Here is a 12,607-nt window from a genome sequence, read left to right on the forward strand (position 1 = left end):
AAAAGTCCGTGCAGCTGGGGCTGCAGTGTATAGAAAGGGTTTTCCGCATTTCAAGCAGAACGCCTGAACCCCTTCCGGATCGCTGCAACGAAATGTCTATAACCCGGCTGCACTTATATAGCGAATTCTAGACAGCCCATATGACAGCTTTCTGAAGGGATTCGTCACATTCAGCTCATGTACATGCCGCCGTTGACCGGAATGGTAGCGCCGGTAACGTAGGCAGCGCCGTCGGAAGCGAGGAACCCCACCACCTTGGCAATCTCTTCGGCCTGACCCAGACGACCCAGCGGAATCTGGTTCAGCAGCGCGTCGCGCTGGGCTTCTGGCAGCTCGCGAGTCATGTCGGTATCGATGAAGCCGGGGGCCACCGAGTTGACGGTAATGGCGCGCGAGCCAACTTCGCGCGCCAAGGCGCGACTGAAACCTTCAAGGCCAGCCTTGGCAGCCGCGTAGTTGGTCTGGCCGGCGTTGCCCATGGCACCCACCACCGAACCGATATTGATGATGCGCCCCCAGCGAGCCTTGGTCATGCCACGCAGCACGGCCTTGGACAGGCGGTACAGGCTGTTGAGGTTGGTATTGATGACGTCGAACCACTCGTCGTCTTTCATGCGCAGCATCAGGTTGTCGCGGGTGATGCCGGCGTTGTTCACCACGATCAGCGGCTGACCCAGGTGCTGCTGAATGTGCTCCAGGGTGCTGGCAACCGACTCATCGTTGCTGACATCCAGAACCAGGCCTGCGCCTTCGATACCGTTGTTCTTGAGGAACTCGGCGATGCGCTCGGCACCGGAAGCAGAGGTCGCGGTGCCGATCACCACGGCGCCCTGACGGCCCAGCTCGAGGGCGATAGCCTGGCCAATGCCGCGACTCGCGCCGGTGACCAGTGCCACTTTACCTTGCAGACTCATAGGTCTTCTCCTTGTTCAGGCCAGCGCAGCACGGGCGGCTGCGAAAGCATCAGGGGTATCCAGGTTGTGGGTGTTGACACCCTTCACGCAACGCTTGTTAAGGCCCGAGAGCACCTTGCCGGGGCCGCACTCGATCAGATCAGTGACGCCACGCTCGGACAGGCTGACCATCGATTCGACCCAACGGACCGGGCTATAGAGCTGAGCCAGCAGATCGCGCTTGAGCTCTGTCAGATCGGCCACCACAGCAGCGCTGACATTTTGCACCAGCGGAATCTGAGGCGTCTGCCAATCCAGGGCTTCAACCGATTCTGCGAAGCGCTCGGCGGCCGGCTTCATCAGCGCGCAGTGCGACGGCACGCTTACCGGCAATGGCATGGCACGCTTAGCACCGCGTGCCTTGCACGCTTCGATGGCACGCTCGACCGCAGCAGCAGCACCGGCAATGACCACCTGACCAGGGGCATTGAAGTTCACGGCACTGACCACCTCACCCTGTGCGGCGTCGGCGCAGGCGGCCAGCACGTCGACATCTTCCAGGCCAAGGATTGCGGCCATGCCGCCCTGCCCTGCCGGAACGGCTTGCTGCATCAGCTGGCCGCGACGCTCTACCAGTCTCACCGCATCGGTGAGACCCAGGCTGCCAGCGGCCACCAGGGCGGAATACTCGCCCAGGCTGTGACCAGCGACATAGGCTGGACGGGCGCCACCTTCGGCCAACCAAAGGCGCCACAGGGCGATGGAAGCCGTGAGAATGGCAGGCTGGGTTTTATCGGTCTGGTTGAGTTGCTCTTCCGGACCTTGCTGAGTCAGCGCCCAGAGATCGTAGCCGAGCGCCTCGGAGGCTTCGGCAAAGGTATCCAGGACCAGCTTGTGCTGGCCCCCCTGCTCGGCCAGCATGCCCAGAGACTGGGAACCCTGACCGGGAAATACGAAAGCGAGGGAAGCGGACATTGAGTGAGGTCCCTTATCTGGCGGTATAGGGAGATTGACGCCCGGCATAGCCAAGCGCACGAAACTGACATTTGGATGACAGGCTGCCGATAGTGGTCACATCCTACAGCAACAGATGCTCCAGTCGGCCGTGAAGGCGTTGCGGCAGATTCTCGCGCACCTCGATCAGCGCCCGGCGAATGGCACTCTGGAACCCTTCCGCACCAGCCGAGCCGTGACTCTTGATGACGATGCCCTGCAAACCCAGGAAACTCGCCCCATTGTGGCGCGCTGGCGTCAGGTCGGTGCGCAATCGACGCAGCAGCGGCAAAGCCAGCGAGCCAACCAGGCGAGCCCCCAGGCTTTCGGTAAAGAGCGCCTCGATACGCGCAGCGATCATCGAGGCCAAACCTTCGCTGGACTTGAGCAGGATGTTGCCGACGAAACCGTCGCAAACCACTACATCCGCCTCACCGCGATAGAGACCATCACCTTCGATGTAGCCGATGTAATTGAGGCCTTCGGCCTGCTGCAAAAGGCTCGCCGCAAGCTTGACCTGCTGGTTGCCCTTGATGTCTTCAGTGCCGACATTCAGCAACGCAACGCGCGGACGGGCGATACCCAAGGCTTCTGCGGCGACCGCCCCCATTACAGCGAACTGGTAAAGATGCTCGGCACTGCAATCGACGTTCGCCCCCAGATCCAGAAGATGGCAATGACCACGCGCCGTGGGAATGGCACTGACCATCGCCGGGCGATCAATTCCAGGCAGAGTCTTCAACACATAGCGGGACAGCGCCATCAGGGCGCCCGTATTGCCGGCACTGACACAAGCCTGGGCCCGTCCGTTACGGACCAACTCCAACGCGACGCGCATCGAGGCATCCGGCTTGCCGCGCAAAGCTTGCGCCGGACGCTCGTCCATGGCGATCACTTCGCTGGCGTGCTCAATTTGCAGGCGCTGGCGATAGTCCGCAGGAACGCGGGCGACAAGTTCTTCAAGAAGGGGGGCTTGGCCGACGAGGACCAGGTGCAGCGAGGGGAACTCAGCCAGACAGGCGACGCTGGCTGGAACAATGCAGCGGGGACCGTAGTCCCCGCCCATTGCATCAATCGCGATGATCGAGGCGGCCAAGGATTACTCAGCAGCGCCCTTGTCGATCACTTTACGACCGCGGTAGAAACCGTCCGGGGAAACGTGGTGGCGCAGGTGAACTTCACCGGTGCTCTTCTCTACGGACAGGGCGCTGGACTCGAGGGCGTCGTGGGAACGGCGCATATCGCGTGCCGAGCGGGATTTTTTGTTCTGCTGAACAGCCATAATCAATTAACTCCTAAACGTTTGGGTCACGCTTTAACTGCGCCAGTACACTGAACGGGTTGGACCGCGAAACCTCGTCCACGCTCGGCTCGGGCTCGTTGGTGCCCGCCGGCTGCTGGCAATCTTCAGGGTCATGGGCCGGAACTATGGGCAGGGCAAGCAGTAGCTCATCCTCGACCAGAGTCATCAGATCCAATGGATCCTCACCCACTTCCAGCACGTCATAGCCCTTCGGCAGCGACTGACTGTCAGCCCCTTCCCGCACCACTGCGTAATCACACTCGCTGTGGATGTTCAGGGTGACCAGCTCTAGACAACGCTGGCAAACCATCTTGACCTCAACATCAATCCGGCTGTGGATGACAACAGCGCGACGCTCGTCACGACCAAACGCGAGGCTCGCATGAATGCTGCCTGCGTTGTCCGCAAGAGGTTCGCAGAGTCGCTCCAGGCGGGCGAGCGCAATGTCACCATCAAGAGTGACTTCGCGGTCCGCCAACTTGCGCGGATCTACATGAGGTGGAATCGGCCCATTCAACATAGGCGCGACATTCTAGGGATGAGCCCCTGCCCTGTCAAAAGAATTTCCGCATTGTCCATACACGAAAGGCCTCTATAAAATTTCTCGCCCAACAACCCGGAGACCGCCATGCTGCCACTGGTGCTCGCATCCAGCTCCCCCTACCGCCGCGAACTGCTCGAACGCCTGCGCCTACCCTTCACCTGGGGCGCTCCGGACATCGACGAACGCCGACAACCACAAGAATCCGCCGAACGACTGGTGCGCCGCCTGGCCCTGGAGAAAGCCCGCGCCCTTGCCCCACAGAATCCGAACCACCTGATCATCGGCTCCGATCAGGTCGCCGTACTGGGCGAGCAGATCCTCGGCAAACCCCACGATTTCGAGCGCGCCCGCGACCAACTGCAGCGCGCCAGCGGCGCCAGCGTCAGCTTCCTGACCGGCCTTGCCCTGCTGAACAGCGCCACCGGCCAACATCAAGTCGCCTGCGTACCGTTCACCGTGCACTTCCGCGAACTGGACGCTGCACGCATCAGCCGATACCTGGAAGCCGAACAACCCTACGACTGTGCCGGCAGCTTCAAGGCAGAAGGCCTCGGCGTCAGCCTGTTTCGCTCCACCGACGGCACGGACGCCACCAGCCTGGTCGGCCTACCGCTTATCCACTTGGTGGACATGCTACTCGCCGAAGGCGTTCAGATCCCCTGAGCCCTATATAGAAGGAAGAAAGCCCGACATTCGCCGGGCCCTCCTTCATTAACGACACTCACACTCAGCGCAGGCCTGACCCCTGGAACCCCATCCAGAGCGCTAGGCGCTCAGCGACGCTGGCACCAAACTTCTTCGAAAATCGATCGAAAGGCGACTCCTGAACGGTGTAGTCAACAATCTCCTTTGCACCGACGACTTCACGAGCCACAAAACTGGTATTGCCAAGCTTGTCCACCAACCCCAACGCCAACGCCTGCTCGCCAGTCCAGACCAAACCACTGAAGAGTTCGGGATGAGTGTCAACCTTGAGCCGGTCGCCACGCCCCCTCTTCACGCTCTCGATAAATTGTTGATGCGTGGTGCTCAACACACCCTGCCAGAACTCGGTCTCCTCCGGCTTTTGCGGCTGGAACGGATCGAGGAAAGCCTTGTGCTCGCCCGAGGTATAGACACGGCGCTCGACACCAAGCTTAGCCATGGCATCGACGAAGCCGAAGCTCGCCGCAGTGACACCGATGGAGCCGACCAGACTGGCCTTGTCGGCATAAATCTCGTCTGCCGCGCTGGCGATGTAATAAGCACCGGACGCACCCAGGTCCGAAATGACGGCGTAGACCTTGATGTCCTTGTGCTCTTCACGTAGTCGGCGGATCTCGTCATAAACGTAGCCGGACTGCACCGGACTGCCGCCCGGACTGTTGATGCGCAGCACCACACCCCTGGTCTTCGGATCTTCGAAGGCCGCACGTAGACCGGTCACGATATTGTCGGCGCTTGCTGCCTCCTCATCGGCGATCATTCCGCGCACCTCAACCAGGGCGGTGTGCTCCTGACTGCGCGCCGCACTTTTCTGCAGGTCGAAGATCGGCGAGAACAGCGCCAGCGCAGCGAACAGGTAAAGGAAGGTCAGCGATTTGAAGAAAATACCCCAGCGTCGGGCACGGCGCTGCTCCTGAACACCGGCCAGAACCGCTTTTTCCAGCAGTTTCCAGCTCTTCTGTTCAGCCTTGTCGACCGCCGGTTCTTTCCACTCGTCAGACATAAGACTCCACCTCTCGGGATTGCCGGCTCAGACCACCACTCAACCAGTGACTCAGCTCCTCGAAACGCTCGATCGCCAATCTGGGCGACTCCTTGAGCAACTCAGCAAGCGGCTGAGCACCATAGCCCACCGCCACGGAATCCATCCCGGCCCGATGCGCCATGCGCAGATCGAAGGGCGAATCCCCCACCATCACCGCCCGCTCGGCCGCCACCCCACAATGCGCCAGGATTTCCTGCAGCATGCGCGGATCAGGCTTGCTTGCCGTTTCATCAGCACAACGAGTGACGTCGAAATAGTCTAGCCACCCACGCCCTGCCAGCACATGATCCAACCCGCGACGACTCTTGCCAGTGGCCACGGCCAGACGGTAACCCTGCTCACGAAATTCCTCCAGGGACTCAGCCACCCCTTCGAACAACGGGGAAGGCTGAACCTCCAGGGCGCTGTAGTGCTCAGCATAACGCTGCCGGAATGCATCGATACGCTGCGCATCCTCGAGCTCTGGGTAGAGGGTGGCGATAGCCTCCGGCAAGCCGAGCCCGATGATGCCCTTGATGGCGGCATCATCACGCCAGGGCAACCCCGAAACCTCCGCTGCCACACGCATGGATTCGACAATACGGGCAATGGAATCAACCAACGTGCCATCCCAGTCGAAGATCAGAAGCTGATAATCAGGCACCGAGACGCTCCAGGGTTTTCTGCCACATCTCATCCACCGGAGCCTCCAGCTTCAGCTCACCGCCATCGGGAAGGCTGATAGCCAGGGAATGCGCATGAAGGAACAAGCGCTTGCCACCCAGATCACGAATCTCGCGGGTGAAATCCTCATCCCCGTACTTGGGATCGCCAGCGATGGAATGACCGGCGTGCTTGGCATGCACACGAATCTGATGAGTGCGCCCGGTGATGGGACTGGCTTCCACCAGGGTGGCGAACTCGCCAAAACGACGCACGACACGAAATTCGGTCAGCGCCTCCTTGCCCTCGGGATTCACCTCGACCATACGCTCGCCGGAGCGCAGGTTGTTCTTAAGCAGCGGCGCACTGACCTTCTTCTTCGAGGTCGGCCAACTGCCGCGCACCAGCGCCAGATAGCGCTTATCGACGCCATCACCACGCAATGCCTCATGCAGGTGACGCAACATGCTGCGCTTCTTGGCGATCATAAGAAGACCGGAAGTGTCGCGATCCAGGCGATGCACCAGCTCAATATCCTTAGCCTCTGGACGCAACTGACGAAAGGCTTCGATCACGCCGAAGCTGAGGCCGCTGCCACCATGCACTGCGATGCCAGACGGCTTGTTCAGCACAATCAGCGCTTTGTCTTCATAGACGATGGCGCTCTCCAGACGTTCCAGCAGCCCCTGGGCCACCGGTGCCGGCTCGTTCGGTTCGGACAGGCGCAGCGGCGGAACCCGCACGATATCGCCAGCTTGAAGCTTGTACTCCGGCTTGATTCGCCCCTTGTTGACGCGGACCTCGCCCTTACGAAGGATGCGATAAATCAACGTCTTGGGCGCACCTTTCAACTGGGTACGTAGGAAATTGTCGATGCGTTGGCCGGCATATTCCGGCGAAACCTCAAGCAGCTGGACGCCGGAGGTCGGAGAGGCAGGAGTATTCATCTGGGCATCATAACAATTTTTTATGGATTTGAAGCACTTAATGATTACTGCTATAGTCGCGAACGCCGCCAAAAGCGGCCTGGTTTCGGGGTGTTCGCCAAAACTGCCACCCCAACCGCTGCAACCCTTTCAGGACGTAAGGCCGTCCGACAGAAAATTCGCCGCATTGACCGCGATATTTCCGAAATCAAAGCCTCGAGCCATGACGCGTGATCACCCCTTCCAACGGGAGATCACGGTAAATGCAACCCGCTACGGATTCAGCGAGCGGCACCCGATTTTCAAGGGATAAGTGTAGGGTGGAGATGCATAACCGTCGGACTGCGTAGTTTCAAGACGCTTCATTTCGTCCGCTACCGACCGTTGATTCCTCCTCCTGAACAAGTGCTTCTGTCACGACACAGCAAGCAGGAGACGTAGTCGCGATTCCGGCCCCTTTGGCTGGAGTTCGCTGGACACTGGGGTGGCCCGCCTCCCCTGACACGCACCTGACACCGACCGCGAGAGTCGTGTGCGCCAATCGCCGTTTCCGGTAGCCCGGAAACCTATTGGTACCACATGAAAAGAATGCTGATTAACGCGACTCAGCCCGAAGAGTTGCGTGTTGCTCTGGTCGACGGCCAACGCCTGTACGATCTGGACATCGAATCGGGCGCCCGCGAGCAGAAGAAAGCCAACATCTACAAAGGCCGAATCACTCGTATCGAACCCAGCCTCGAGGCTGCCTTCGTCGATTTCGGCGCTGAGCGCCACGGCTTCCTGCCTCTGAAAGAAATCTCCCGCGAGTACTTCAAGAAGTCCCCCGAAGGCCGCATCAACATCAAGGAAGTGCTCAGCGAAGGCCAGGAAGTCATCGTCCAGGTCGAGAAAGAAGAACGTGGCAACAAGGGCGCAGCCCTGACCACCTTCATCAGCCTCGCCGGCCGTTACCTGGTTCTGATGCCGAACAACCCTCGCGCTGGTGGTATCTCCCGCCGCATCGAAGGCGAAGAGCGCAACGAACTGCGTGAAGCGCTGAACGGCCTCAACGCTCCGGCCGACATGGGCCTGATCGTCCGCACTGCCGGCCTCGGCCGCTCCAGCGAAGAGCTGCAGTGGGACTTGGACTACCTGCTTCAACTCTGGAGCGCCATCAAGGAAGCCTCCGGTGAGCGTGGCGCCCCCTTCCTGATCTACCAGGAAAGCAACGTCATCATCCGCGCCATTCGTGACTACCTGCGCCAGGACATCGGCGAAGTGCTGGTCGACAGCGTCGAAGCCCACGAAGAAGCCCTGAGCTTCATCCGCCAGGTGATGCCGCAATACCAGAGCAAGATCAAGCTCTACCAGGACAGCGTCCCGCTGTTCAATCGCTTCCAGATCGAAAGCCAGATCGAAACCGCCTTCCAGCGCGAAGTGAAGCTTCCGTCCGGTGGTTCCATCGTCATCGACCCGACCGAAGCCCTGGTGTCCATCGACATCAACTCGGCTCGCGCGACCAAAGGCGGCGACATCGAAGAAACCGCCCTGCAGACCAACCTGGAAGCGGCCGAAGAAATCGCCCGCCAGCTGCGCCTGCGTGACATTGGTGGCCTGATCGTCATCGACTTCATCGACATGACCCCGGCCAAGAACCAGCGCGCCGTGGAAGAGAAAGTCCGAGAAGCCCTGGAAGCCGACCGCGCCCGTGTGCAGATTGGCCGCATCTCTCGTTTCGGTCTGCTGGAAATGTCCCGTCAGCGCCTGCGTCCGTCCTTGGGCGAGACCAGCGGCATCGTCTGCCCGCGCTGCGACGGCCAAGGCATCATCCGTGACGTCGAATCCCTGTCCCTGGCCATCCTGCGCCTGATCGAAGAAGAGGCCCTCAAGGACCGCACCGCCGAAGTCCGCGCCCAGGTCCCGATCCCGGTTGCCGCGTTCCTGCTCAACGAGAAGCGCAACAGCATCACCAAGATCGAGCTGCGTAGCCGTTCGCGCATCGTCATCCTGCCGAACGACCACCTGGAAACCCCGCACTTCGAAGTCCAGCGCCTGCGCGATGACAGCCCGGAAGTGCTGAGCAGCCAGTCCAGCTACGAAATGACGCCTGCCGAAGCGGAAGAAGTTCAGCCGGTCAGCTCCACCCGCACCCTGGTTCGCCAGGAAGCCGCGGTGAAAACTGTCTCCCCTGAGCGCCCCGCTCCGGCCCCGGTTGCCCCTCAGGCCCCGACGCCCGCACCCGCACCGACCCCGGAACCCAGCCTGTTCAAGGGTCTGGTGAAGTCCTTGGTAGGACTGTTCGCCGGTAAGGAAGAGCCCAAGGTCGAAGCCGAGAAGCCTTCCACCGAGCGTCAGCCGCGCAGTGAAGAACGCCGTAGCGGTCGCCAGCAGAATCGTCGCCGCGACGGTCGTGAGCCCCGCGAAGGTCGTGAAGGCCGCCGTGAGGACGATCGCAAGCCTCGCGAAGAGCGTCAGCCGCGCGAAACCCGTGAGGCGCGCGAAGGCCAGGAAGTTCGCCGCGAGCGTGGCGAGCGTCCGGCCCGCGAAGAGCGCCAGCCGCGTGAGGAGCGCCAACCTCGCGAGGAGCGTCAGCCGCGTGAACCGCGTGAAGAGCGCCAGCCCCGCGAAGAGCGTCAGCCACGCGAGCCTCGCGAAGAACGCCAGCCGCGTGAAGAGCGCCAACCTCGCGAAGAGCGTCAGCCTCGTGAGCCCCGTGAAGGCCAGGAAGGTCGCCGCGAGCGTGGCGAACGCGCCGAACGTCCGGCCCGCGAAGAACGCCAGCCGCGTGAAGAGCGTCAACCTCGTGAAGAGCGCCAGCCCCGTGCAGAACTGGCCCAGGCTGATGCCGAGGCGGTCGACGAAGAACTGCTGAACAACGAAGAGCTGCTGCAGGACGACGAACAGGAAGGCGCCGATGGCGAACGTCCCCGTCGCCGTTCCCGTGGCCAGCGTCGCCGCAGCAATCGCCGCGAGCGCCAGCGCGAAGCAAACGGTGATGAGCTGGAAGAAGGCCAGGAAGATCAGGAAGGCGCCGAACAGGCTGCCCCGGCCGACGCCGTCCAGATCGCTGCAGTAGCCGCCACCGCCGCGGTCACCGCAGACCTGGTCGCAGAAGCAACTGCTGAAGCACCGGCCGCGGCCGAAACTCCGGCTGCTGATGCTCCGGTTGCCGAAGTCGTGGTCGCCCAAGCCGAGGAAGCCGCTCCGGTCGTCGAACAGGCTCCGGTGGTCGAGGAAGCCCCGGCCGTGGTCGAAGCCCCTCAGGTCGTTGAAGCGGCCCCGGTCGAAGCCGAAGCCGAAGCGCCTGCCGTCGCTTCCGTCGAGGAAGCACCGACTGCAGAGCCTCAGGTCGAAGAGCTGGTTCGTGCGCCCTCCAGCGGTGGCCGTGCTCCCAACGACCCGCGTGAAGTGCGTCGCCGTCAGCGCGAAGCCGAGCGTCTGGCCAAGGAAGCCGAAGAGGCTGCTGCCAAGGCCGTTGACGCGGTAGCCGCTGCCGAACCGCTCTCCGCTGCCGTACACGCCATCGCCGGCGTGGAAGAGGAAGTGGTCGCCCCCGAGCAGAAGGTTGAAGAAGCTGCCGAACAGGCTGTAGAGGCTCCGGCCGAACAGACTGAGAAAGTGGCTGGAGCAGCCGAAGCCGAAGCACCGGCCCAAGCCGATACCAAGGCCGAGGAAGAAGAGAAGGACGAAGCCAAGGACGAGACCAAACCGGTCGTCTGAATCCAAGCCTGAAAAAGAAAGGGGATGCCATCGGCATCCCCTTTTTTTCATTCCGTTATTTAACTCCCCTACTCCACCTCATCCTCCGCCTGGACGCCGAACTGCAACTCGGCCAGTCGCGCATAGAGCGGGCTGCTGGCCACGAGTTGCGCGTGACGACCGACCGCAATCACTTTTCCCCGCTCCATCACAGCGATGCGATCGGCATTCTGCACGGTGGCCAGACGGTGGGCGATCACCAGCGTGGTGCGCCCGCTCATCAGGGCCGGCAGGGCCTGCTGGATCAGGTGTTCGCTTTCTGCATCAAGGGCGCTGGTGGCCTCGTCCAGCAGCAGGATGGGTGCATCCACCAGCAGGGCTCGGGCAATGGCCAGACGCTGGCGTTGGCCACCGGAAAGGCCGATGCCGCCCTCCCCCAGGTGCGTCTGGTAGCCCTGCGGCAGACGGCTGATGAATTCGTGGGCATGGGCCGCACGCGCGGCAGCCTCCACTTCGGCATCACTGGCCTCGGGGCGTCCGTAGCGGATGTTGTCTTCGACGCTGCCGTAGAACAGCGCGGGATTCTGGGACACCAGGGCGAAACAGCGGCGCAGGTCGACAGGGTCGAGTTGCTGCAACTCCACGCCCTCGACACGGATGCTGCCCGCCTGGGGGTCGAAGAAACGCAGCAGCAGCTCGAAGACCGTCGACTTGCCCGCGCCCGAGGGCCCGACCAGCGCCAGGGTCTCGCCAGGGCGAACGTCCAGGCTGACGCCATCCAGAGCGTTCACTTCAGGCCGACTGGGATAGGCGAAGCAAACGGCCTCCAATTCGATACGCCCACTGACACGTTCCGGCAGTGTCACCCGCCCCTCAGCCGGGGCATGGATGGCGTTGCGCGCCTGGAGCAACTCGGCGATACGCTCGGCCGCACCGGCGGCGCTCTGCAGTTCACCGATCACTTCACTGATGGCACCGAAGGCCGCCCCCACGATCAAGCTGTAGAACACGAAGGCCGCCAGGTCGCCGGGAGAGATACGCCCGGCGATGACGTCCGTTCCGCCGACCCAAAGCATGACCCCAACCGCTCCCAGCACCAGCAGGATCACCAGAGTGATCAGCCAGGCACGCTGGGTAATGCGGTGCAGTGCAGCGTCAAAGGCGCCTTCCACCGTGCTGGCGAAACGTTGGCGATCCTGGGCCTGGTGGTTGTACGCCTGCACCGTCTTGATCTGCCCCAGGGTTTCGCCAACGTAGCTGCCGACATCGGCGATACGGTCCTGGCTCTGCCGCGACAGGCGCCGCACCCGGCGCCCGAAAATGAGAATAGGCGCCAGCACCAGCGGCAACGCCAGCAGCACGATGCCGGTCAGCTTGGGATTGGTGACGAACAGCAGGCCGATGCCGCCCACGAGCATGATGCCATTACGCAGCGCCATGGAGAGGGACGAGCCGATCACCGATTGCAGCAGCGTCGTGTCAGCTGTAAGCCGAGACTGGATCTCCGAGGCGCGGTTGCTCTCGTAGAAACCTGGATGCAGCTGGATCAGGTGATCGAACACGCGCTTGCGGATGTCCGCGACGAATCGCTCGCCTATCCAGGACACCAGGTAAAAGCGCGTGAAGGTACCGACGGCCAGCGCCAGCACCAGACCGAAGAACAGCATGATCGAATGCTGCAACGACGCCTGGGATTGGGTGGCCAGGCCCTGGTCCACCAACAGGCGGATGCCCTGGCCCATGGACAAGGTGATTCCGGCAGTGAACAACAACGCCAGCAGCGCACCCAACACTCGCCAGCGATAGGGCGAAACGAAGCGACCGGCCATGCGCAGCGCATTGCGCTGCCTTGCAGAAAAAAGGGATGCCATGGAGAGA

At 61.9% G+C, this 12,607-nt stretch carries 11 protein-coding genes; 2 read left to right on the plus strand and 9 right to left on the minus strand.

The features are described 5' to 3' along the window. Positions 1–170 precede the first annotated feature (170 nt). The 5 genes from fabG to AAHM40_RS00955 all read right to left on the minus strand — a co-directional run bounded on the left by fabG (position 171) and on the right by AAHM40_RS00955 (position 3,709). A complete protein-coding gene (gene fabG / locus AAHM40_RS00935) occupies positions 171–914 on the minus strand; it encodes a 3-oxoacyl-ACP reductase FabG (protein ID WP_280284302.1) in 744 nt (247 codons plus the stop codon). 15 nt (positions 915–929) lie between these two features. After that, the gene (fabD, locus tag AAHM40_RS00940; protein ID WP_342243021.1) at positions 930–1,868 is read right to left on the minus strand and encodes an ACP S-malonyltransferase; all 939 of its coding nucleotides are present in this window, start codon (positions 1,866–1,868) and stop codon (positions 930–932) included. 103 nt (positions 1,869–1,971) lie between these two features. Then, complete coding sequence (plsX, locus tag AAHM40_RS00945) at positions 1,972–2,982, minus strand: phosphate acyltransferase PlsX (RefSeq protein ID WP_342243022.1); 1,011 nt, start codon at positions 2,980–2,982, stop codon at positions 1,972–1,974. Positions 2,983–2,985: 3 nt separating this feature from the next. Then, positions 2,986–3,168 carry a 50S ribosomal protein L32 gene (gene rpmF, locus AAHM40_RS00950; protein ID WP_137822854.1) on the minus strand — a complete coding sequence of 61 codons (183 nt, stop codon included), beginning with the start codon at positions 3,166–3,168 and terminating at the stop codon, positions 2,986–2,988. A 13-nt stretch (positions 3,169–3,181) separates the two neighbouring features. After that, positions 3,182–3,709 carry a YceD family protein gene (locus AAHM40_RS00955; protein ID WP_342243023.1) on the minus strand — a complete coding sequence of 176 codons (528 nt, stop codon included), beginning with the start codon at positions 3,707–3,709 and terminating at the stop codon, positions 3,182–3,184. A gap of 108 nt (positions 3,710–3,817) precedes the next feature. Between AAHM40_RS00955 and AAHM40_RS00960 the strand changes: the two genes are divergently transcribed. Beyond that, complete coding sequence (locus tag AAHM40_RS00960; protein WP_342243024.1) at positions 3,818–4,396, plus strand: Maf family protein; 579 nt, start codon at positions 3,818–3,820, stop codon at positions 4,394–4,396. Between the two features lie 64 nt (positions 4,397–4,460). Here AAHM40_RS00960 and sppA read toward each other — a convergent pair whose 3' ends face one another. The 3 genes from sppA to rluC are packed head-to-tail and all read right to left on the minus strand — an operon-like array spanning position 4,461 to position 7,072. Next, the gene (gene sppA, locus AAHM40_RS00965; RefSeq protein WP_342243025.1) at positions 4,461–5,441 is read right to left on the minus strand and encodes a signal peptide peptidase SppA; all 981 of its coding nucleotides are present in this window, start codon (positions 5,439–5,441) and stop codon (positions 4,461–4,463) included. Next, on the minus strand, positions 5,434–6,126 hold the full coding sequence (locus tag AAHM40_RS00970) for an HAD-IA family hydrolase (protein ID WP_342243026.1): 693 nt from the start codon (positions 6,124–6,126) through the stop codon (positions 5,434–5,436). Before AAHM40_RS00970 ends, sppA begins: the two co-directional genes overlap by 8 nt. After that, positions 6,119–7,072, minus strand: coding sequence for a 23S rRNA pseudouridine(955/2504/2580) synthase RluC (gene rluC / locus AAHM40_RS00975; RefSeq protein ID WP_028630875.1), 954 nt, complete (start codon positions 7,070–7,072; stop codon positions 6,119–6,121). The genes AAHM40_RS00970 and rluC overlap by 8 nt, the downstream gene beginning before the upstream one ends. 558 nt (positions 7,073–7,630) lie before the next feature. Between rluC and rne the strand changes: the two genes are divergently transcribed. After that, the gene (gene rne, locus AAHM40_RS00980) at positions 7,631–10,750 is read left to right on the plus strand and encodes a ribonuclease E (protein WP_342243027.1); all 3,120 of its coding nucleotides are present in this window, start codon (positions 7,631–7,633) and stop codon (positions 10,748–10,750) included. A gap of 68 nt (positions 10,751–10,818) precedes the next feature. On the opposite strand, the gene AAHM40_RS00985 is transcribed toward rne, so the two are convergent. Next, on the minus strand, positions 10,819–12,600 hold the full coding sequence (locus AAHM40_RS00985; protein ID WP_342243028.1) for an ABC transporter transmembrane domain-containing protein: 1,782 nt from the start codon (positions 12,598–12,600) through the stop codon (positions 10,819–10,821). Positions 12,601–12,607: the final 7 nt, after the last annotated feature.

The sequence above is a fragment of the Pseudomonas sp. OTU5201 genome (genome assembly GCF_038440135.1).
Classification (GTDB): Bacteria; Pseudomonadota; Gammaproteobacteria; order Pseudomonadales; family Pseudomonadaceae; genus Metapseudomonas; species Metapseudomonas resinovorans.

Excerpts from the sequence above, each read along its gene's own strand:
- rpmF (WP_137822854.1), bottom strand. The coding sequence starts at position 3,168 with ATGGCTGTTCAGCAGAACAAAAAATCCCGCTCGGCACGCGATATGCGC.
- fabG (WP_280284302.1), bottom strand. The coding sequence starts at position 914 with ATGAGTCTGCAAGGTAAAGTGGCACTGGTCACCGGCGCGAGTCGCGGC.
- fabD (WP_342243021.1), bottom strand. The coding sequence starts at position 1,868 with ATGTCCGCTTCCCTCGCTTTCGTATTTCCCGGTCAGGGTTCCCAGTCT.
- rluC (WP_028630875.1), bottom strand. The coding sequence starts at position 7,072 with ATGAATACTCCTGCCTCTCCGACCTCCGGCGTCCAGCTGCTTGAGGTT.
- AAHM40_RS00955 (WP_342243023.1), bottom strand. The coding sequence starts at position 3,709 with ATGTTGAATGGGCCGATTCCACCTCATGTAGATCCGCGCAAGTTGGCG.
- AAHM40_RS00960 (WP_342243024.1), top strand. The coding sequence starts at position 3,818 with ATGCTGCCACTGGTGCTCGCATCCAGCTCCCCCTACCGCCGCGAACTG.
- rne (WP_342243027.1), top strand. The coding sequence starts at position 7,631 with ATGAAAAGAATGCTGATTAACGCGACTCAGCCCGAAGAGTTGCGTGTT.
- sppA (WP_342243025.1), bottom strand. The coding sequence starts at position 5,441 with ATGTCTGACGAGTGGAAAGAACCGGCGGTCGACAAGGCTGAACAGAAG.
- AAHM40_RS00985 (WP_342243028.1), bottom strand. The coding sequence starts at position 12,600 with ATGGCATCCCTTTTTTCTGCAAGGCAGCGCAATGCGCTGCGCATGGCC.